15 protein-coding genes, 1 tRNA gene and 1 pseudogene are annotated in these 19616 nt (G+C 67.0%); 6 read left to right on the top strand and 11 right to left on the bottom strand.

Going from position 1 to position 19616, the window contains the following annotated elements:
* The coding region (locus MRY84_RS10090) for a methyl-accepting chemotaxis protein (protein WP_291505598.1) at window positions 1-1111 on the top strand (1111 nt) is incomplete at its 5' end.
* A gap of 58 nt (window positions 1112-1169) precedes the next feature.
* Window positions 1170-2660 (top strand): NAD-dependent succinate-semialdehyde dehydrogenase, encoded by a 1491-nt coding sequence (locus tag MRY84_RS10085; protein ID WP_291505597.1) that lies wholly within the window; start codon window positions 1170-1172, stop codon window positions 2658-2660.
* Between the two features lie 108 nt (window positions 2661-2768).
* Here MRY84_RS10085 and MRY84_RS10080 read toward each other — a convergent pair.
* Together MRY84_RS10080 and MRY84_RS10075 are read right to left on the bottom strand one after the other, a co-directional pair.
* Window positions 2769-3629: pseudogene (locus tag MRY84_RS10080) on the bottom strand (ROK family protein); the annotation flags it as partial.
* Between the two features lie 485 nt (window positions 3630-4114).
* Window positions 4115-4188: transfer RNA gene (locus MRY84_RS10075), tRNA-Gly, on the bottom strand.
* A gap of 251 nt (window positions 4189-4439) precedes the next feature.
* On the opposite strand from MRY84_RS10075, the gene MRY84_RS10070 reads away from it, so the two are divergent.
* Window positions 4440-4802, top strand: coding sequence for a hypothetical protein (locus tag MRY84_RS10070; RefSeq protein WP_291505595.1), 363 nt, complete (start codon window positions 4440-4442; stop codon window positions 4800-4802).
* A gap of 31 nt (window positions 4803-4833) precedes the next feature.
* Here the strand turns inward: MRY84_RS10070 and MRY84_RS10065 are convergent, their stop codons facing one another.
* Window positions 4834-5751 carry a pseudouridine synthase gene (locus tag MRY84_RS10065; protein WP_291505594.1) on the bottom strand — a complete coding sequence of 306 codons (918 nt, stop codon included), beginning with the start codon at window positions 5749-5751 and terminating at the stop codon, window positions 4834-4836.
* A 262-nt stretch (window positions 5752-6013) separates the two neighbouring features.
* Between MRY84_RS10065 and MRY84_RS10060 the strand changes: the two genes are divergently transcribed.
* Together MRY84_RS10060 and MRY84_RS10055 are read left to right on the top strand one after the other, a co-directional pair.
* On the top strand, window positions 6014-8386 hold the full coding sequence (locus tag MRY84_RS10060; RefSeq protein ID WP_291505593.1) for an AsmA family protein: 2373 nt from the start codon (window positions 6014-6016) through the stop codon (window positions 8384-8386).
* 48 nt (window positions 8387-8434) lie between these two features.
* Entirely contained in the window at window positions 8435-8836 is a 402-nt protein-coding gene (locus MRY84_RS10055; protein ID WP_363317521.1) for a M23 family metallopeptidase, read from the top strand.
* Between the two features lie 28 nt (window positions 8837-8864).
* On the opposite strand, the gene MRY84_RS10050 is transcribed toward MRY84_RS10055, so the two are convergent.
* From MRY84_RS10050 to MRY84_RS10025, 6 genes are all read right to left on the bottom strand, one after another.
* Entirely contained in the window at window positions 8865-12206 is a 3342-nt protein-coding gene (locus MRY84_RS10050; protein WP_291505592.1) for an error-prone DNA polymerase, read from the bottom strand.
* A gap of 4 nt (window positions 12207-12210) precedes the next feature.
* Window positions 12211-13731 (bottom strand): DNA polymerase Y family protein, encoded by a 1521-nt coding sequence (locus tag MRY84_RS10045; protein ID WP_291505591.1) that lies wholly within the window; start codon window positions 13729-13731, stop codon window positions 12211-12213.
* A complete protein-coding gene (gene imuA, locus MRY84_RS10040) occupies window positions 13691-14551 on the bottom strand; it encodes a translesion DNA synthesis-associated protein ImuA (protein WP_291505590.1) in 861 nt (286 codons plus the stop codon). Before imuA ends, MRY84_RS10045 begins: the two co-directional genes overlap by 41 nt.
* 343 nt (window positions 14552-14894) lie before the next feature.
* Window positions 14895-16202, bottom strand: a complete 1308-nt coding sequence (locus MRY84_RS10035) for an HD domain-containing phosphohydrolase (protein ID WP_291505589.1) — start codon at window positions 16200-16202, stop codon at window positions 14895-14897.
* Window positions 16203-16395: 193 nt separating this feature from the next.
* Complete coding sequence (locus tag MRY84_RS10030; RefSeq protein WP_291505588.1) at window positions 16396-17034, bottom strand: 3-oxoacid CoA-transferase subunit B; 639 nt, start codon at window positions 17032-17034, stop codon at window positions 16396-16398.
* A gap of 1 nt (window position 17035) precedes the next feature.
* Window positions 17036-17848 (bottom strand): CoA transferase subunit A, encoded by an 813-nt coding sequence (locus tag MRY84_RS10025; RefSeq protein WP_291505587.1) that lies wholly within the window; start codon window positions 17846-17848, stop codon window positions 17036-17038.
* Between the two features lie 88 nt (window positions 17849-17936).
* On the opposite strand from MRY84_RS10025, the gene MRY84_RS10020 reads away from it, so the two are divergent.
* Entirely contained in the window at window positions 17937-18482 is a 546-nt protein-coding gene (locus tag MRY84_RS10020; protein WP_142146389.1) for a PAS and helix-turn-helix domain-containing protein, read from the top strand.
* A 32-nt stretch (window positions 18483-18514) separates the two neighbouring features.
* Here MRY84_RS10020 and pcaC read toward each other — a convergent pair whose 3' ends face one another.
* On the bottom strand, window positions 18515-18907 hold the full coding sequence (gene pcaC / locus MRY84_RS10015) for a 4-carboxymuconolactone decarboxylase (RefSeq protein ID WP_291505586.1): 393 nt from the start codon (window positions 18905-18907) through the stop codon (window positions 18515-18517).
* A gap of 180 nt (window positions 18908-19087) precedes the next feature.
* A partial coding sequence (locus MRY84_RS10010; protein ID WP_363317519.1) for a peroxidase family protein occupies window positions 19088-19616 on the bottom strand: 529 nt, incomplete at its 5' end.

Genomic DNA, 19616 nt, shown 5'->3' with positions numbered 1-19616 from the left:
CTCAATGGGCCTGCTGCTGGGCAGCTGCGCGCTGGCTCTGCTGGTGGGAGCCGGGCTTGCGGCGCTGGTAATCCGGTCCATCGCGCGCCAGTTGGGCGGCGAACCACGCGACGTCGCCCACATGGCGCTTGCCATTGCGCAAGGAGACCTGGGCGCCGCCGCCTCGGCCCGGCGCCCGCCACCGCCGGGCAGCGTGATGGCGGCCATGCTGACCATGCGCAACCGGCTGGCCGAGCTGGTGGGGGACGTGCGCCACAGCAGCGAAAGCGTGGCCGCAGGCGCCGCCGAACTGGCCACGGGCAACCTGCACCTGAGCCAGCGCACTGAGGAGCAGGCCAGCCACCTGCAGCAGACGGCCACCGCCATGTCGGCCCTCACCGAATCCGTGCGCGACAGCGCCCTGAACGCCGAACAGGCGAACCGGGTGGCGGCCGCTGCTTCTGGCGCCGCGGCCGATAGCGGCCACGCGGTGCAGCAGATGGTGGCCACCATGGAAGACATCTCAGCATCGTCCCGCACCATCAGCGACATCACCTCGGTCATCGACAGCATCGCTTTTCAGACCAACATCCTCGCCCTCAACGCGGCCGTGGAGGCCGCACGGGCCGGCGAGCAAGGCCGGGGCTTTGCGGTGGTGGCGGCCGAAGTGCGCTCGCTGGCCCAGCGCAGCGCCGAAGCCGCTCGCGAGATCAAGCGCCTGATGGACCACAACGTGGAGACGGTGGCCCAGGGCCAGGCCCACGTGCGGCAGGCCGGTGACTCGGTGCAGGCCATCGTGGCGCAGGTGCACGAGATCAGCGGCATGATCGGCGCCATGCATCAGGCCATGGCCCGTCAATACGACGGCATCCGCGAAATCAGCGGCACCGTGGACCGGCTGGACGAAACCACGCTGCAGAACGCCGCACTGGCCGAGCAAGGCACGGCAGCCACGCAAAGCCTGCAAGGCCAGGCAGCGCGGCTGGCGGAGCTGGTCAGCATCTTCAAGCTGCCCACGCCCTCCCCCGCCACTGCGTCCACTGCAACCCATGCGACAGCAGGCCCATTTGCGCGTGATAGCCTGCCGGCGATACGTCTGTCGGATCCTGCGCGCCCCGCACTGGTCCGCTGAGTGCCTCACGCCCCAGGTCACTCCCCCGTAACCATTTTTTTGCCTCCGGAGCTTTCCCATGGACATGAAGACATCCCCCCTCGCCCTGCTCAACGACCCCACGCTGCTCAAGACCGACGGCCTCATCAACGGCCAGTGGGTAGGCGGGGCCGGCCGCTTTGACGTGAACGACCCGGCCCCAGGCCTGAAACTGGCCGATGTGGCCAACCTGGGCCCGCAGGACGCCGAGGCCGCCATCGCCGCGGCCAACGCCGCCTGGCCGGCCTGGAAGGCCAAAACCGCCAAGGAGCGCAGCAACCTGCTGCGCAAGTGGTACGACCTGCTGATGGCGAACCAGGACGACCTGGGCCGCATCATGACCGCCGAACAAGGCAAGCCGCTGCCCGAGGCCAAGGGCGAAGTGGCCTATGGCGCCAGCTTTGTGGAATGGTTTGCCGAAGAGGCCAAGCGTGTGAACGGCGAAACCCTGCCGCAGTTCGACAACAACCGGCGCCTGCTGGTGCTCAAGCAGCCCATCGGCGTGTGCGCGGCCATCACCCCCTGGAACTTTCCGCTGGCCATGATCACGCGCAAGGTGGCCCCGGCCCTGGCCGCAGGCTGCCCCGTGGTCATCAAGCCCGCCGAACTCACGCCGCTCACCGCCCTGGCCGCAGCCGAGCTGGCCATCCGGGCGGGCATCCCGGCCGGCGTGTTCAACATCCTGCCGGCGGACAGCGGCAACTCGATTGCCATCGGCAAGGTGCTGTGCGCGAGCGACGTGGTGCGCCACATCAGCTTCACGGGCAGCACCGAAGTGGGCCGCATCCTGATGGCGCAGTCCGCCCCCACCGTCAAGAAAATGTCGCTGGAGCTGGGCGGCAATGCGCCCTTCATCGTGTTCGATGACGCCGACGTGGACAGCGCCGTGGAAGGTGCCTTTGCCAGCAAGTACCGTAACGCGGGCCAGACCTGCGTGTGCACCAACCGCTTCTATGTGCAGGAAGGCGTGTACGACGAGTTTGTCGCCAAGTTCGCCGCCAAGGTGAAGACGGCCAAGGTGGGCAACGGCTTTGAAGACGGTGTGAACCAGGGCCCGCTGATCGAGGAAGCCGCGCTGGAAAAGGTGCAGCGCCATGTGGATGACGCGCTGGCCAAGGGCGGCAAGGTGGTGGCCGGAGGCCAGCGCCTGAACAGCCTGGGCTCAGGCCAGTTCTTCGAGCCCACGGTGGTGGCCGGTGCTACGGCCGACATGCTGTGCGCACGCGAGGAAACTTTCGGCCCCTTCGCGCCGGTGTTCAAGTTCAAGACCGAGCAGGAGGCCATTGATGCCGCCAATGCCACCGAGTTCGGCTTGGCCAGCTATTTTTACAGCCGCGACGTGGGCCGCATCTTCCGTGTGGGCGAGGCACTGGAGTACGGCATGGTGGGCATCAACGTGGGCATCCTGGCCACCGAGCACGTGCCATTTGGCGGCGTCAAGCAATCCGGCCTGGGCCGCGAAGGCTCGCACTACGGCATGGACGACTACGTGGAGATCAAGTACCTGTGCGTGGGCGACGTGCTCAAGTGATGCGCCACCGCGCACCGGCGGAATTGCTTCACTATTGATAGCTGCCCGCGCTTGTCGCACAAGCGCTGGTGGCCAAAATCACTTCGATTTCTGGGGGGCGCGGTTGGTGTAGCTGGCATTGCCCAGGCCCGTGCCCACGGTCAGCACAGCCCAGCCTTTCACGTCCTGCGTGAAGGGCAGCTCTGACAGGCCTTGCACCACTGCGTCGTTGTGCAGGCACACCTGGGTGCGGCCCTGCCCGATGTGGGGCAAGCGCTCGCACAGGTCGCGCGGCAGGTGAAAGCGCGTGCTCTCCCAGTTTCCGGGCAGGTTCTGCGTACCGCCGGCAATGGAGCCGTCTTCCACGATCAGGCCCGGGCAGGCCACGCCGATGTAGGGGGCCAGGCGGATGCTCTTCTTTTCCGCATGGGCGATCAGATCTTCCAGCATGGTGGCAATGCCCTCGACCAGCTCGTCGCGCCGCGGTTTGTCGCGGGCATGCGCCCATTTCTCGCGCCGCGGCACTTCGGCCAGCGACATGTCGGGCGCCCTGTGCAGGTGCGTCTGCACGATGCCGCAGCGCACATTGGTGCCGCCAATGTCCACGGCCAGGATCGCGTCATAGCTCTGCAGCAAGGCTGGCGGCGCCAGATGCACCCAGCCGATCAGCCCGCCTTCGTCCGCGTGGTGGCGCAAGGTGCGCAGCTCCAATGGCACCTTCGCTGCCTTCAAAAGGGCGCGCACGCGCTCAATCGCGCGCCCGCCAAACTCGCTCTGGTGAAAGCCCCCACCCAGGATCACGCGCTCCACGCCGCGCCAGGTGGGCTGCTTCAAAAAGCGCTGCACCACTTCGCTCAGCTGCAGCGCGTAGTCCTCCGAGGCGTGCTCCACCGCCCGCGCGGCCTCGGCACTTTTCGCTGCCAGCGCATCAATCTGCTTTTTGGAGAGCTCTCGCGTGGACTTGCTGCCCAGCGGGTCCTTGCCATCCATCACCGCATACAGCCGGCGCCAGGCCTCGAGCATTTGACGAAACGCCGTGCCGCTGGCCACGTCGCCCACAAAACCATCCCCATCGCGCAACTCGAGGCTGTAACCCTCGATGATGACTGATGCAAGCCGCATGTCACCGTGCGGTCCCACAATGCCCAGCTCCCGCTGGGCCCTGGCCTCCTGGTCTTTGCTGGCGTGCGCCGCACCGGCAGGCTTGCCATCACCGGCCTTGCGATTTTTAGCGGAGATGTCCTTGTCTTTGGCTGCCATTCAGTCCTCGTGCGTGGGATCCATCACTGTGTGGGCCGTGCCCGGCGCGGCGTGTCCGGATGGTGCGGCAGGAGGCACAGGCACAGCGTCGGCCAATGCCGCGACTTGGATGGTGCCTATTGGCCTAAGCCACAGGCCAGCGCATCCCGCCACGGGCAGGCGTGCGGAGCATCAGTTAACGAGGTGGGGGAAGAGAAGCAACCAGCACAGGAGACTGGAGCGGGTGAAGGGAATCGAACCCTCGTATGAAGCTTGGGAAGCTGCCGTTCTACCATTGAACTACACCCGCCTGGCGCTGACCGTTGGCTAGCATCGGCCTCTGCGCAAAGGCTGCTGAGGAGACCCCTGCCCTGACCAGGCTGGTCAGCCTGTGCAGGCTGCGGAGTGTCGACAGCAGCGGTATTGTAGCCACGCCGGGGGCGCCCACCGTCAAGCGGCGACAGGAATTTCTGCGCGAAGCGCTCCCCGCGCGCGGCCAAGGCCGGGCGATGCAAGACAATGGAGGCTTCAAGAACTCCCAGCGAAAGAAGGAAACGCCCCATGCAATTGAGCGACGACCGCACGCAGGCCACTCTGGCAATCAACAAGACACTCACGGCGCCAGAGCTCGAGAACCTGATCCGTGAACTGGCTACGTTGCGCTCGCAGATGACACCGGAAGCCACCCCCGCCCCCAAGGACGAGAAGGGCGCAGGCGTTCCGGTCATGACGCAGGACAACCCCGCCCTGGCCATCAAGTACCCGCTGGAGGACGCTTACGTGACGGTGTACCTGCGCAGCCTGGGATTGGGCTGGACGGCATGGCGCCTGCACCCCGATACGCAACGGGCGCTGGCCGAATTCTTCACCTCGCGGCTGCCCAAAAGCGCGCCGGCCAAGAACAAGCCGATTCCTTTCCGTTAATCATGGGGCGGCAGCGCCCCTGCGAAGGTGGCTACGGCAGGCGCAAGCGCTGCCCGCTTTCAAAGGCGCGTGGCTGCTGCGTGAGCGGATCCACAAACGCCAGCGACTTGGCCAACAGCTGCAAGGGGCGTGAGTAGTCCCCCTCGGGGGGATCATTGACGACCGGGTAGAACGCATCGTTGCGCAGCGGCAGCCCCAGCGCGGCCATGTGCACCCGCAGCTGGTGGCGCTTGCCCGTGATGGGCGACAGGCGGTAGCGGGCCCAGCGGCCGTCTTCCGAGACCTCGTCCACCTGCATCTGCGTGTGGCTGTTGGGCTCGCCAGGCACCTCGTGCATGCGAAAGAACTGCTGCGGTATTTCCTCGAGGCGGCTGGCGTGCTCGCGCGGAAAGGCCAGGTCTGCACGCCAGGGCGCAATGGCGTCGTAGTGCTTGGTGATCTGCCGGTCGCGGAACAGCGCCTGGTAGGCGCCGCGGGTTCGCTGCTGCACCGACAACAGCACCAGCCCCGCCGTGTCGCGGTCGATGCGGTGCAGGGGGGACAGCTCGGGCAAGCCCAGCCGGCGCTTGAGCCGCACCAGCAGCGTGTGGTGCAAGTAGCGGCCGGACGGCGTGACCGGCATGAAATGCGGCTTGTCGGCCACCACCAGGTGCTCATCCTGGTAGAGCACCGTCTCCTCGAACGGAAGCGCGGGCTCCGCAGGCAGGCTGCGGTAGTAGTACAGCCGCAGGCCGGCTTCGAAAGGCCGGTCCGGCGCCACTCGCGCGCCACGCTCATCCAGCACATCCCCCTCTTCCATGCGCTCGCGCCAGGCATCGCGCGGCACGGCGGGCAGCCGCTCGGCCAAAAAATCCAGCAGACTGCCCTGCCCGCGACTGGGCAACACCACGCAGCTGGGCCCCACGCCATCGCGCATGGCGGGGGCATGGGGATGTCGGGGGTTGTGCATGGTGGGCGCATTTTAGGGAGCCAGCCCGCGCCATCGAGCGAGGTCCACGAGCAAAGTTCGTCGCGAAATGCTCCCCGGACAGGGGCTGTAGGACAACTGCGGCAGTTGCACCGATGCTGCTGCGGCGCGCGCGGATGCGGGCTAGCATGAACAGCGCAGGCCCGTTGGACAGCCCTTCGAAAGTCGTTCAGCGCGTTCAACCGCTTGGACAGCAACGGGCGGCCGCGCACTGCGGCGTCCTCACAGCCCAAGAATCTTTTTCATGCCCACCACGCCAGCCCCGTCTTCTGCAGACATTCCCCGCGCCCCCGCGGCAAGCACCCCTGTGCGGCGCGCACGCACCCGGTGGCAACGCGCAGGAGCATGGCTTCTGGCCATCCTGGGCGTAGTGGTGGCCGTGCTGTTGATATTGGCGTTGCTGGTGGCGCTGATCGACTGGAACCGCGCCAAGCCCTGGGTGAACGACAAGGTGAGCGAAGCCACGGGCCGGCATTTCGCCATCGAAGGCGACCTGTCCGCACGGTGGACTTGGCCGCAGCCAATGGATGAAGGATGGCAACGCTGGATCCCCGGCGTGACAGTGCGGGCCGACGGCCTGGTCATGGGCAACCCGGAGGGCTTTGCGCCACCCTTTCGGCGCGATGGCGGCAAGGCCGGCACCAAGGAGCCCGCGGATCTGCTGGACGCCTCCACGATGGCACGCATCGGCAGCGCCACCGCCAGCGTGCGCCTGTGGCCCTTGCTGGGGCAGCACCTGTCGATCGACACGGTCGCACTCACCGGGCCGCAAGTGGCGCTGGCCCGCGCAGCCGATGGCGTCAACAACTGGACCTTCGAGCGCAAGGACGGTCCACGCAGCCCTTGGCGCTTCGATGTGGACCGGCTTGTGGTGAACCAGGGTGTGCTGGGCTATGCCGACGCGATGAAAGACCTGGACTTGCAAGCGCGCATTGACACCACGGAGCCTGTGGCCCCGGGGCCATCCGCCTCGCTGGCGTCTGGGCTGCCGGCATCCTCCGCGCCCGCCCAGGCCGCCCGCACCCGAGCCAGCCAGGCCGCCCCAGCCATCGCGGCCACGACGGCTGCTTCAGGCGAAACACAAGCACCCTTGTCCACGGCCGTGCCCACGCCGTCTGACGCTGGCGCCGTGCCTTATGGCTTGCGCTTTAAGCTGGAGGGCCGCTACGCCAAAGCGCGGGTCCAGGGCGAAGGGCAGGCGGGCCAGGTGATCAGCCTGCGCAACAAGGTAGTGAACTACCCACTGCAGATCAACGCCAGCGCAGGCACGGTTGCGCTGTCGGCCGACGGCATCCTGGCCAATCCCGGTGCGCTGTCGGGCCTGGACTTTCAGGTGCGGCTCAAGGGCGCCAGCATGGCTGATCTTTACGAGGTGACGGGTCTGGTTCTGCCCAACACTCCGCCCTTCGAGACCAACGGCCGGCTGACCGGCAGTCTCGAACCCGAGCGCGCCGTGTGGCAATACACCGACTTCCGCGGCAAGGTCGGGCAGAGCGATCTGCAAGGCTCTCTCAAGTACGCCTCGGGCAAGCCACGTCCCAGGCTCACGGGCGCGATGACATCCAACCAGCTGCGGCTGGCCGACCTGGGCCCCACCATCGGCACCAACGAGGCCGACAACACGCGCCGCGGCCGCGACCAGCCCGGCAAAGGCCGGGGCAAGGTCCTGCCCGACTCCAAGTTCGCGGCCGAGCGCTGGAACGCGATGGACATGGACCTCACCTTCAAGGGACGCCACATCATCCGCCCCCAAAGCCTGCCGCTGGAAGACCTGAGCCTGCGCGCGGTGATGGAGAACGCCCAGCTCCGGCTCTCCCCGCTGACCTTTGGTGTGGCCGAAGGCAAGATCGAGTCCCAGGTCAGCATCGATGGACGCACCCCGCCGCTCAAGGCCCAGATCCACGGCACGGTCCAGGGCTTGCAGCTATCGGCGCTGTTCCCCAAGGTACAGCTCATGAAAAAGAGCTTTGGGCGTATGGATGGCGCCATCGCACTGCAAAGCAGCGGCAACAGCGTGGCCGGGCTGCTGGGCGAGGGCACGGGCGAGATGCGCCTGTATGTGCGGGACGGTACGCTGAGCAAGCAGATGCTGGACCTGGCCGCGCTGAACCTGGGCAGCATCATCGTCGGCAAGCTGTTCGGCGAGAACAAGGAAGTGCACCTGCGCTGCGCAGTGGCCGACTTCACTGTGGTGGACGGGCTGGCCACCACCCGTGTCGTGAAGATGAGCACCGAGGACGCCATCGTGGAAGCCACTGGCACGATCGACCTGGGCACCGAAGAGCTGAACCTGCGCATCAAGCCCGAATCGCTGGAGTGGAAGTTCTTCTCTTTGCGCTCGCCGCTGTACGTCAAAGGCACCTTCGGCGACCCGAACGTGGGTGTCGAGGCAGGCCCGCTGCTGCTGCGCGCGGGCGCGGCGGTGGTGGCCGCAGCGGTAGCTCCGGCTGCGCTGGCACTGGTGCCCATCACCGTGCCCGCAGCCGATGACGACACGCATTGCAAGCCCCTGCTGGACCTGGGCAAGCAACCGGTCAAGCCGGGCGCCCAAGGGGCTGCGGGCACCGCCTCCCAGCCGGCGCGGCAGGCGGCCAGCAAGGCGGCGCCTGCGCGCTGAGTCCTTTGAAAAGGTGAAGGTACGGCGGACGCAGGCTGTACAAGGGGAATAATCCCGCGGTCGCAATCCGGCGCTTCTCTTTGGCACGCGCCTTCCCTTCATGGCTCTCAGGGCATCGACATCTTCGGCAAGGTGGGCACACCCGTGCTGAGCACCACGGATGGCATCGTGCTGTACACCGGTGAGATCGCCAAAGGCGGAAAGGTCGTCTTGGTGCTCGGACCCCGCTGGCGTCTGCACTACTTTGCGCATCTGGACTCGATCCAGACTGTAGCTTCGGGAGAGACCATCGGCACCCTGGGCGCCACGGGTAATGCGCAGGGCAAACCGCCCCACCTGCACTATTCCATCGTGCGGCTGCTGCCCGCGCCGTGGAAGGCGGATGGCGCGACCCAGGGCTACAAGAAGGCGTTCTTCATCGACCCGCATGCGTACCTGCTGGAGCGCTGAGGCAGCGCCCTGCGCCCGGCTGCAGCTGTCAATGGAAATCCCGGCTGCCCTGCAGCGCATAGGCCATGCGCCCGAGCAGCGGTGTCAGGTCCTTAAATCGCTGTGCCACCAGATGCCGCACCACCATGGGGGCAGACGCTGCAGCGCTGGATGACAGGCCATTGCCGCCACCCTGCCCCGGCCCCTGCGCGCCGCCTTCGGGCACGCTGCACTGCCACGTGCCCTCCACCGCCAATAGTTGCGAGCGCAGCAGCGCATTGCGCCAGCGGTCCACCATCGAAGGCCAGACGATCACGTTGACGGGGCCGGTCTCGTCTTCCAGCGTGACGAACATCGTGCCCTTGGCCGTGCCGGGGCGCTGGCGCACGGTCACGATGCCGCAGGCGCGCACCCGGCGGCCGTGGGGCACGGCGTTCAGTTGCAGCGCGGTGGCGAGCCGCCAGCGATCCAGGCGCGGGCGCAGCAAAGCCAGCGGGTGGCGGCGCAGCGTGAGGCCGGTGGCGGCGTAGTCGAACAGGATCTCTTCGCCTTCCGGTGCGGCCGGCAGCGCCAGGGGCGCTTCGTGCACCGGCACGTCGCGCAGCAGGGCGGGCGCGGCGTGCTGCGCTGCGGCATCCCACATTTGCTGGCGCCGGTGGCCCGACAGGCTGGCCAGCGCATCTGCGGCGGCCAGGGCCTGCAGGTCCTGCTGGCTCAGCTGCGCGCGCAAGGCCAGGTCTTCAGTGCTGGCAAAGGCGGGGCCGGCCTGGCGCACCTGCACCAGGCGCTTGGCTGCCTCTTCGTGCAGGCTGGCGACCAGGCGCAGGCCCAGGCGCACAGCGGGCTGGGGCATGGGCGGCGCTGGCAGACCCTTGTGGGGGTGCAGGGGCTGCAGGTCCCCCTCCAGCGTGCAGTCGATGTCGCTCACGGTCACATCGATGGGCAGCACGCGTACGCCGTGGCGGCGCGCGTCCTGCACCAGCTGCGAGGCGGTGTAGAAACCCATGGGCAGCGAGTTGAGCAGCGCGGTCAGGAAGGCGGCCGGTTCGTGGCATTTGAGCCAACTGCTGGCGTAGGCCAGCAGGGCAAAGCTATGGGCGTGACTTTCGGGGAAGCCGTATTCTCCAAAGCCCAGCATCTGCTGGAAGATGCGGTCGGCGAATTCGGGTTTGTAGCCCTTGTCTTTCATGCCTTGCTTGAGGGGCTCTTCGAACCGGTGCACCCCGCCCTTGCGCTTCCAGGCCGCCATGGAACGGCGCAGGTCGTCGGCCATGCCGGGGGTGAAGCCAGCAGCGATCATGGCAATCTGCATCACCTGTTCCTGGAAGATGGGAACGCCCAGCGTGCGCGCCAGCGCCTTTTTCAGTTCGGGCTTTTCCAGCTCCAGCTCCAGCGGCAGGCCCTGGCGCCGGCGCTCGCGCGCCTTCAGATACGGATGCACCATGCCGCCCTGGATGGGCCCGGGCCGCACGATGGCCACCTCCACCACCAGGTCATAAAACTCGCGCGGCTTGAGGCGCGGCAGCATGCTCATCTGCGCGCGGCTTTCGATCTGGAACACGCCCACGGTGTCGGCGGCGCAGATCATGTCGTAGGTGGCGGGGTCTTCGCGCGGGATGTCTTTCAGACCCCAGCGCTCGCCGCGCAGGGCGGCGCGCAGGTTCAGGCAGCGGCGCAGCGCGCTGAGCATGCCCAGGGCGAGCACGTCGACCTTGAGCAGATTCATCTCGTCCAGGTCGTCCTTGTCCCATTGGATGACGCAGCGCTTTTCCATGGTGGCGGGCTCCACCGGCACCAGCCGTGTGAGCTTGCCCTGTGTGAGCACGAAGCCGCCCACGTGCTGGCTGAGGTGGCGCGGAAATCCCTTGAGATCGGCAGCCAGGTCCAGCCACAGCTGCGCCGTGTGCCGGTGCAGCGGCGCGCCCACCGCCTCGGCCAGCTCTTGCAGCCGGTCGGCCGCGAAGGTTTCGTCGAACCAGTGGTGGTCCTTGGCGAAGGCATCCACCAGCGCGGGCGCCACGCCCAGCGCCTTGCCCACGTCGCGCAGGGCACTGCGGGTACGGTAGGTGGTGACCACGGCGGCAATGGCGGCGCGGTCGCGGCCGTACTTGTCGTAGATGTACTGGATGACTTCCTCGCGCCGGTCGTGCTCGAAGTCCACGTCGATGTCGGGCGGCTCGCTGCGCTCCTTGCTGATGAAGCGCTCGAACAGCAAATGGGACTCCTTGGGGTCCACCGCCGTGATGCCCAGCACGTAGCAGACGACGGAATTGGCCGCCGAACCGCGCCCCTGGCACAGGATGCCCACGCTGCGCGCAAACTTCACGATGTCGTATACCGTGAGGAAATACATCTCGTACTGGCAGTGCGCGATCAGCTCCAGCTCCTTGCGAATCTGCGCCGCAATCGTCTCGGGCACTCCTTGGGGATACAGCCCGGCGGCGTTGGTTTCGACCAGCCAGGCCAAGCCCTGCGCGGGAGTCATGCCGGGCGGTACCGTCTCCAGCGGGTACTGGTACTTGATCTCGTCCAGGCTGAAGGTGCAGCGCTTTGCCACGGCGAGCGTGGCCGCCAGCAGGTGGGGCGGGTAGATGCCCGCCAGCCGCACGCGGCGGCGCAGGTGTCGCTCAGCGTTCGGCTGCAGTGCATAGCCGCATTCCGCCACGCTGCACCCCAGCCGCACGGCCGTGATCACGTCCTGCAGCGGCTTGCGCAAGCGGCTGTGCATGTGCACGTCGCCCGCCGCCACCAGCGGCAAGCCCAGGGCTGCGCCCGCTTGCTGCAGGGTGGCCAGCCACAGGCCGTCGTCCGGCGCCAGGTGCAGTTCTACCGCCACCCACACATGGCCCTCGAAACTTGAATCAAATTGGCCTCTGGCGCTTGATAGGCAAGCGCTGACAGCTATCAAATCAGAAGCATCAAAGCATTCCCGGCAAGGCGCCAGCAGCAGTTCGCACCCTTGCAGCAGGTGCCAGGGGCTGTCTTCGCCCACGCGGTAACTCCCCTTGGGCGCGGCGGCACGCGCGGCGGTGATGAATTCGCACAGGTTGCCCCAGCCGTTGGCGTCGCGCACCAAAGCCACCACGCGCAGGTCGCCCCAGCGGAATTCGCTGCCCATGATGAGGTGCAACCCGGCGGCCTTCTTGGCGACCATGTGCGCCCGCACCACGCCCGCCACCGAGCATTCGTCCGTGATCGCCAGGGCCTGGTAGCCCAGCTCGGCGGCGCGAGCCACCAGTTCCTGCGGGTGCGACGCGCCGCGCTGGAAGCTGAAGTTGGACAGGCAGTGCAGCTCCGCGTAGCCAGGCAAGCCCGCGGGCGTCCGCAACCAGGGCTGGCTTGCCTTGCCGTGGGCGTGGAAGGTGGGGGTAGCACCGGAGGGGGCCGTCATCGCATCACCCAAAGAAGCCGTGCAGGAACCAGCGGGGCTGCCCCCAGCCCGGCGCTTCCTCGCTGGCCGCAGGAGGCAGCCGTTCGCGGAACACCCACACCAGCCCCGCCAGGTCGTTGTGTGCCACGAAATAGTCGCGCAGTGCGAGGGCCGGTCCAGGACCTTCAGGATCACCCTGGGACGGCGCATCGGCACAGGACCACCAGCCCGCCTCGAACCGGTGCGGGCCCGCCAGAAGGCGCAGCAGTCCATAGTGGCAAGGCCGGTGGCCCTGCACGGCAAGGCGCCGCGGGGTGCGCAGCAGCCAGGTGGGCCACAGGGCGCTGTCGGGCGCGTGCGGGCCGCCCGGCAGGGTGCTGGCCTTGCCGCCCAGCACCTCGGCGGCGGGGCGCCATTGCTGCATGCATTCGGGCCGGTGGTCGGCCTGCAGCACGGGCGCCTGGACATGGCTGGCGCCCAGGCGGGCCGACAGGCGCTCCAGCAGCTGGTGCAGTGCTTCCCCCGCCGAGCCCCCATCCCCACCTCTTAGGTCGCCCGGGGGCAGCAAGCTGGCGCTGCGTTGCGGCAGCGGGGCGGCCTCGACCAGCCGCAGCGTGATCTGGTTGGCGGGGGCCGCCAGGGTGGTGCGCGCCAGGTTTTCGGCCAGCAGGCGCCGCAGGTGCGCCATGTCTTGCGTGGCCTGGGCCGTGCGCACCTGCAGCGCCTGGCCCGCTGGCAGCGCCACCCCATCGATGCGGCGCAGGTCGTGGCGCCAGGCCAGCTCGAACCGCAGCGCACCCAGCTGGCGGGCCTGCAGCCAGCCCTGAAGCGCCACCAGGGCGCGGCTGGCGCTCCAGAGCAAGGCGTCGGCCGACTCTGCCAGGGCCGGCAGCTCGGCGGCCAAGGCGAATTGGGCGGGCAGCTCGATCCAGCGGTGGGCCTGCGGCGCACGGCCCAGGGCCTGGTCGATGACCTGCAGCACGGCCCCGCCAAAACGCCGGCTCACCCCAGCCCGCGGCAGCGCCTGCAGCGCCCCCCAGGTGCGGCAGCCCATGCGCTCCAGACTGGCCACATGGGGGCGCAGGGCGGTCAGGGTGTGCAGGGGCAGGCCTTCGGGCACGCGCGGCGGCAAAAGGCGCCCCGCCATGGCCATGCGCAACAGGGCCTGCGCCACCAGGGCGGTAGGGCCACAGCCCCATACGGGACGCGGAGGACTGGAGGAATCCATGCCCAGAGGCTCGGCGGGCGAGGAATCCCCTGCCCCTCCCGGCGCCCCAGCGCCGGCAGTCTGGGTACCGACCGTCTCTGCGCCGCCTGCCGCCTGCCCCCATGCCGCGCAAACCTGTGCCAGCAAGGCATCTCGGCCACCCCACAGCCGCTCGGTGGTGGACACCTCCAGCAGCACGGCTTCACCATCCACCAGAGTCACGCGCGGCGTGAAGCGCAGCGCCCACCAGCCAGCGGCATCGGCCTCTGCCCCTGGCAGCAGCGCCTCTGCGGGGTCCTCACTGCCCCATTGCGGCAGCGGCAACGCGATCCAATGCATGGTCGCCTCTCCTTCCCTGCCCCGGGGCCGGGACGGCAGTGGACCCGGCCAGCCCCCCCGCTACGCCGCGTGCGGCCTGCTGCGCCGCTTGGCGGCGCTGGGCCTGGGCGGCCAGTGCCTGCGCCAGCCGAGGGTGGCAGCCCGGCAAGCCGAGCGCGTGCACCATGGGCGGCCCCCGGCGCTTGAGAATCTCCACCGCCATGCCGGGAACCACGCTGCCCCCCTGCCCCGCCTCCCCCGGCATGGGCGCTTGCGCCTGCACTTTCAATCTCAGCAAGGCGGGCGATGCCTGCGGCGCCACGTCCACCGGCCTGAAAACCCAGAGCAGTTGCTGCTGCTGGGCCGCCGCCAGCTGCAGGCGGCGCAGTGCCGCTGGCAGCACCTGGGGCAACCAGGCCATCACGGCCACCACATCACGGCAGCGCAGGGCCTGCTCGGCAGCCCACAATGCAGAAGCCGCCGCTACGCCCGCACGCACCATGCAAAGCCGGTCGGCCGCCAGCCCACGCGCCTGCAGCGTGGGACCGAAGGGTTCATAAGGAGGCGCAACAGCCACCACAGCCCCTACCCGGGTTGCCGTGGCCTGCGCCAGCGCAGGCAGGACAAGCTGCCATTCGTGCAATCCCGGCAAAGGCTGGAGCACTTCGCAGAGAGCACCTATCGGCCAGCCGCCGCCCGGCAGCTGCGCATCCAGCAGCGCATACCCCGATGGCTGGGTCTGCTGCGTGCCCACGCCCAGTGCATCCGCCTGCCACACGCCCGGAATGGCGTGGGTCAGGCCCGACAAGGCAGTCCGGCGGGAAAGGCTGGGGGCGGACATGGAAAGGCAGTGGTTTAGGCCAAATAAATACTGTAAATATAAACAGTATTCTGCCTCAACGGCCGCACCATGCAACCACGCTGCAGAGAGACCGCCAATTTCTCTGCCAAGCGAGCTTGCCCACATGGAGGCATGCCCATGCAGCGCATCCGAAGCACCACCTTCACCACAAGAGCGCTCCAACGCGCTCCTGCCGATCCGAGATCCGAGATCCGAGATCCGAGATCCGAGATCCGAGATCCGAGATCCGAGATCCGAGATCCGAGATCCGAGATCCGAGATTGGAGATCGGAAACGAGTCTTAGAACGTGTTTACGATCTCCCAGGGGTCGTGAACAGGCTCTTACAACCGCGCCATCGCCCAATCGCACCAGTCGGCCACGGCGGCATCCTGCGGCGTGGCCCGGTCCGCCAGCTGAGGCCAGCGCCGGTGGCTGGCGTTCAGGATGCTTTGCAGCTGCCACAGCGCTTCCCGCCCCACCAAAGCCACTTCGGCCAAGCCCACCACGTCCCCCTGGAGGTGGGCCATGAGTTCGCCTTGTTGCTGCGGATGCGAGCCCGCCTCCAGAAGCGCCTTTTGCAAAGCCAGCAAGCGGGCATCGGCAAAAGCAAAGGCGCTGCCCGCCACCGCGGCCCGCGAGCCCTGGGGCAAGGCCGCCTTGAGCTGATCCCAATGGGCAAAGGCCTCGGCCAGCAGATCGATCTGGCGCGCGGCGTCATTGCCCAGGGGCATGAGGGCCGAATCCCGTGCCACCTCCTCTTGCAAGAGCGGCAGGATGCTGGCTACCAGCGCCGCGGGAAACTTGCGGTGGTTGAGCCGCAGCACCAGCGAGAGCCGCTGCGCAGGCATGTCGTCGTATTTTTCGTAGAACGCCGCCACGACCTCGGCCAGCAACAGCACGCGGCCCATGGGCGTGATGTCCGCCCCCGCCAAGCCGCGCGGATAGCCACTGCCATCCATGCGCTCGTGGTGTTCAAGCACCGCCACCTCGGTGGCGCGGGGATACACCTGCGCATCGCGGATCATCAACATGGCAGTGATGGGGTGCGCCACCAGGTGTTTGCGCTGCGGCCCCACCACCTTGTGATCCGGGTCGCTCCAGGCCGGATCCATGTGCAGCACACCCAGGTCGTGCAGCAGGGCTGCAGCGGCCAGCGCGATGCAATCCCGCTCGGTCATGCCCCCCTTGATCCCCAGGAAGACGGCAATGGTCATCATGCGCAGGCTGTGCTCGAACAGTTCAGGGCGCTGCTCCCGCATCACCGTGAGCTTGCACGCCATGGGCCCGGGGAGCGGCACCGAGCGCAGCGGCGCCAGCAGCCGCGCAGCGGCGCCCACGGCCTGCGCCATCGCACCCAGCAGTACATCCTGCTCGATCAAAGCCTGGGCCGCCGCCAGCAAGGCGGCCCCATCCACCGGCATGTCGATGCTGAGATGGCGGTCGATGGGTTCGCGCAACTTGTGCTGCACCAGGCGGTCGTAGAGGCGGCTGTCGATGCGCGCCCCTTTTTCCACCAGCTTGATGCCGTTGTCGGTGTAGATGGCGGCGTCGGCCACCACGGTGCGCCGGTCGGCCATGTCGGTCAATGCACGCAGGTAGTGGGGACCGTCTGCGGCATCAATGCCCGCAGACTCAAGCGGTTCGGTCATGCGAGAAACATCAAAGATCACAGAAATGGACAGGCAACTATAGGACCATAACTCTTCGGCAAGCTGACGCAAACCCTGGTTTGCGGCCAGATAGGGCCAAGACGGGCCAGGAGAAGGCCCCATTTCGGACCGCCCAAAAAAAACCGCAGCCCCTCGGAGGCTGCGGCTTGTCTTGGAGAGACCAATTCAGCGCTTACTGAATGATCGTGACGCCCGTCTTGGCCTGCAGTGCCTCGAAAGTCACGCCCGGGGCCAGTTCCACCAGCTTCATGCCCTGCGGCGTCACGTCCAGCACGCAGAGGTCGGTGATGATGCGGTCCACCACGCCCACGCCGGTCAACGGCAGGGTGCAATTCGGCAGGATCTTGAGGTCTTCGGTGCCGTCCTTCTTCCGGGCAACATGCTCCATGAGCACGATCACGCGCTTGACGCCAGCCACCAGGTCCATGGCGCCGCCCATGCCCTTGACCATCTTGCCAGGGATCATCCAGTTGGCCAGGTCGCCCTTTTCGCTGACCTGCATGGCGCCCAGAATGGACAGGTTGATCTTGCCGCCGCGGATCATGGCAAACGACTGGTCGCTGCCGAAGATGGACGAACCCTTGATGGTGGTCACCGTCTGCTTGCCGGCGTTGATCAGGTCGGGGTCGACCTTGTCTTCGGTCGGGAACGGGCCGATGCCCAGCATGCCGTTTTCGGACTGCAGCCACACTTCCTTGTCGCCCGTGAAGTTGGCCACCAGCGTGGGAATGCCAATGCCCAGGTTCACATAGAAACCGTCTTCAAGTTCTTGCGCCGCGCGTGCGGCCATCTGGTCTTGGGTCCAGGGCATCTCAGGCTCCTTCTTTCTTGTTGGCAGGCACGGTGGGAACCGGCACTTCGCTGCTGGCCGCCGCCTGGGCGATCACGGCCTGCGCCTCGACCTTGGCAGCCACCACATCCACCGGCGCGGCGGCCGACACCGTGCGCTTTTCAATGCGTTTCTCGGGGTTGGCATTGAGCACAATGCGGTGCACGTAGATGCCGGGCAGATGCACATCGTCCGGCGCAATCTCGCCCACTTCGACGATGCGCTCCACTTCCACGATGCAGATCTTGCCTGCCGTGGCCGCCGCGGGGTTGAAGTTGCGCGCGGTGAGGTTGAAGCGCAGATTGCCGGACTTGTCGGCCACATCGGCCTTGACCAGCGCCACATCGGGCACCAGCGAGCGCTCCATCACGTAGGTTTCGCCGTCGAACTCGCGCAGTTCCTTGCCCTCGGCCACGATGGTGCCCACGCCCGTCTTGGTGAAGAAGGCCGGGATGCCCGCGCCGCCTGCGCGCAGCTTTTCGGCCAGTGTGCCCTGGGGGGTGAACTCCAGCTCCAGCTCGCCCGCCAGGTACTGGCGCTCGAACTCCTTGTTCTCGCCCACATACGACGAGATCATTTTCTTGATCTGGCGGGTTTCGAGGAGCTTGCCCAGGCCAAACCCGTCGACCCCCGCGTTGTTGGAGATCACGGTGAGGTCCTTCACACCCGAATCGCGCAGCGCGTCGATCAGCGCCTCTGGAATGCCGCACAACCCAAAACCGCCGACAGCCATCAGCTGGCCGTCTGCCACCACGCCTTTGAGAGCGTCGGCAGCCGAGGGGAATATCTTGTTCACCACGATCTCCTTATGTGATTGGATGGGCTACGATACTACGTATACAGATAAGTAGTACCCCGTAAAGACTTGCACTAGGACGCTTGCAATGGACGTTGATTACCGACTGGCTTTTGACATGGCGCCCGTGGGCCTGGTGCTGTCGCGCAACCGCACCATGGTCGATTGCAACCGCCAGGTCTGCGAAATGTTCGGCGCCTCGCGCGAGGTGCTGATCGGCCAGTCGTTCCAAATACTTTATCCCAGCGCCGACGAGTACGAACGCCTGGGCGCGCACATGGAGCCCATCCTCAACGCCAAGGGCCACTACGCGGACAACCGCATCATGAAGCGGGCCAACGGCGAGGTGTTCTGGTGCCACGTCTCGGGCCGCGCGCTGAACCGCGAGAACCCGCATGCCTCCGGCATCTGGAGCTTTGAAGACTTGAGCGCGCACCGCCCCGTCAAGGCCGAGCTGACCGGCCGCGAGCGGGAGGTGGCGGCCCGGCTGCTGGAGGGACTGACCTCCAAGGAGATCGGCAAGGCGCTCGAGATCAGCCACCGCACCGTGGAGATCTACCGCGCACGGCTCATGCGCAAGTACAACGCCTCCACGGCCGCAGACCTCGTCCACAAATTGCTGGCGGGTGGATAGCGGGCCTCTTGAGGCCGCCTCGCGTCTTGCCCTTATCCCTTTGTGGGGCCATCCACGACTTCCGCCGCCGTGCGAAAGGCTTCCACCGCAGTGGGCAGTCCGCAGTAGACGCTGGCGTGGAGCAGCACTTCCTGAATCTCTTCTGCCGTGGCGCCATTGTTCAGCGCGCCGCGGACATGGCCCTTGAGTTCGTGCTGCTTGCCCAGCGCGATCAGCATCGAGACGGTGATGAGGCTGCGCGTCTTGCGGTCAAGCCCTGGCCGCTGCCATACATCACCCCAGGCGTTGCGGGTGATGTATTCCTGAATGGGCTGCGTGAACGGTGTGGCGTTGCCGAAGGCGCGGTCCACGAAGTCGTCGCCCATGACTTCACGGCGGGTGGCCAGGCCTTTGTCGAAATCCTTGGATGCTGGTGGCTGGGTCATGCAGTCTTTCTCCTTCATTGGGTGCGTGGGATGTTACTCAGCGTGAACGGCTCCCGTTGCGCCGTGCGGCATGAATCACCATGACGAGCGCACAACAATGAAAAACGCCGCACACACCCAAGGGACTGTGCGGCGTCTTCATTGCACTCACATGCGCCGGTCACACGGCGCGTCGCGGCATCAGATTTTGCCGGGGGCCACGTCAAAACGGTCCAGGTTCATGACCTTGGTCCAGGCTTTCACGAAATCCTGCACGAACACGGCCTGCGCGTCGCTGCTGCCATACACCTCGGCCAGGGCGCGCAGCTGCGAGTTGGAGCCGAACACGAGGTCGGCCACGGTGCCCGTCCACTTCGCGGCGCCGCTCGCGCGGTCCACGCCTTCGAGCACACCGGCCGATGTAGCGGACTTCTGCCACTTCGTGCGCATGTCGAGCAGGTTCACGAAGAAGTCGTTGCTGAGCGTCTGCGGGCGCTGCGTGAACACTCCATGCGCCGCGGACGATGCCACGTTGGCGCCCAGCACCCGCAGGCCGCCGAGGAGCACGGTCATTTCGGGCCCCGTGAGCGTGAGCTGGTTGGCCCGGTCGATGAGCAGCTCGGCCACGGCGCCTTCCAGGCCGGGTTTCACGTAGTTGCGAAAGCCATCGGCCACAGGCTCCATGACCTCGAACGAGGGGACGTCGGTCTGCGCTTGCGATGCGTCGGTG

Source organism: Acidovorax sp. (assembly GCF_022763525.1).
Classification (GTDB): Bacteria; Pseudomonadota; Gammaproteobacteria; order Burkholderiales; family Burkholderiaceae_C; genus Acidovorax.
This window is presented reverse-complemented; position numbering and strand designations above follow the sequence as displayed.

Coding starts and splice junctions, on each gene's coding strand:
- MRY84_RS10030 (WP_291505588.1), bottom strand. CDS start 17,034: ATGCCCTGGACCCAAGACCAGATGGCCGCACGCGCGGCGCAAGAACTT.
- pcaC (WP_291505586.1), bottom strand. CDS start 18,907: ATGACCCAGCCACCAGCATCCAAGGATTTCGACAAAGGCCTGGCCACC.
- MRY84_RS10065 (WP_291505594.1), bottom strand. CDS start 5,751: ATGCACAACCCCCGACATCCCCATGCCCCCGCCATGCGCGATGGCGTG.
- MRY84_RS10050 (WP_291505592.1), bottom strand. CDS start 12,206: ATGACGGCCCCCTCCGGTGCTACCCCCACCTTCCACGCCCACGGCAAG.
- MRY84_RS10085 (WP_291505597.1), top strand. CDS start 1,170: ATGGACATGAAGACATCCCCCCTCGCCCTGCTCAACGACCCCACGCTG.
- MRY84_RS10020 (WP_142146389.1), top strand. CDS start 17,937: ATGGACGTTGATTACCGACTGGCTTTTGACATGGCGCCCGTGGGCCTG.
- MRY84_RS10060 (WP_291505593.1), top strand. CDS start 6,014: ATGCCCACCACGCCAGCCCCGTCTTCTGCAGACATTCCCCGCGCCCCC.
- MRY84_RS10045 (WP_291505591.1), bottom strand. CDS start 13,731: ATGCATTGGATCGCGTTGCCGCTGCCGCAATGGGGCAGTGAGGACCCC.
- MRY84_RS10070 (WP_291505595.1), top strand. CDS start 4,440: ATGCAATTGAGCGACGACCGCACGCAGGCCACTCTGGCAATCAACAAG.
- imuA (WP_291505590.1), bottom strand. CDS start 14,551: ATGTCCGCCCCCAGCCTTTCCCGCCGGACTGCCTTGTCGGGCCTGACC.
- MRY84_RS10035 (WP_291505589.1), bottom strand. CDS start 16,202: ATGACCGAACCGCTTGAGTCTGCGGGCATTGATGCCGCAGACGGTCCC.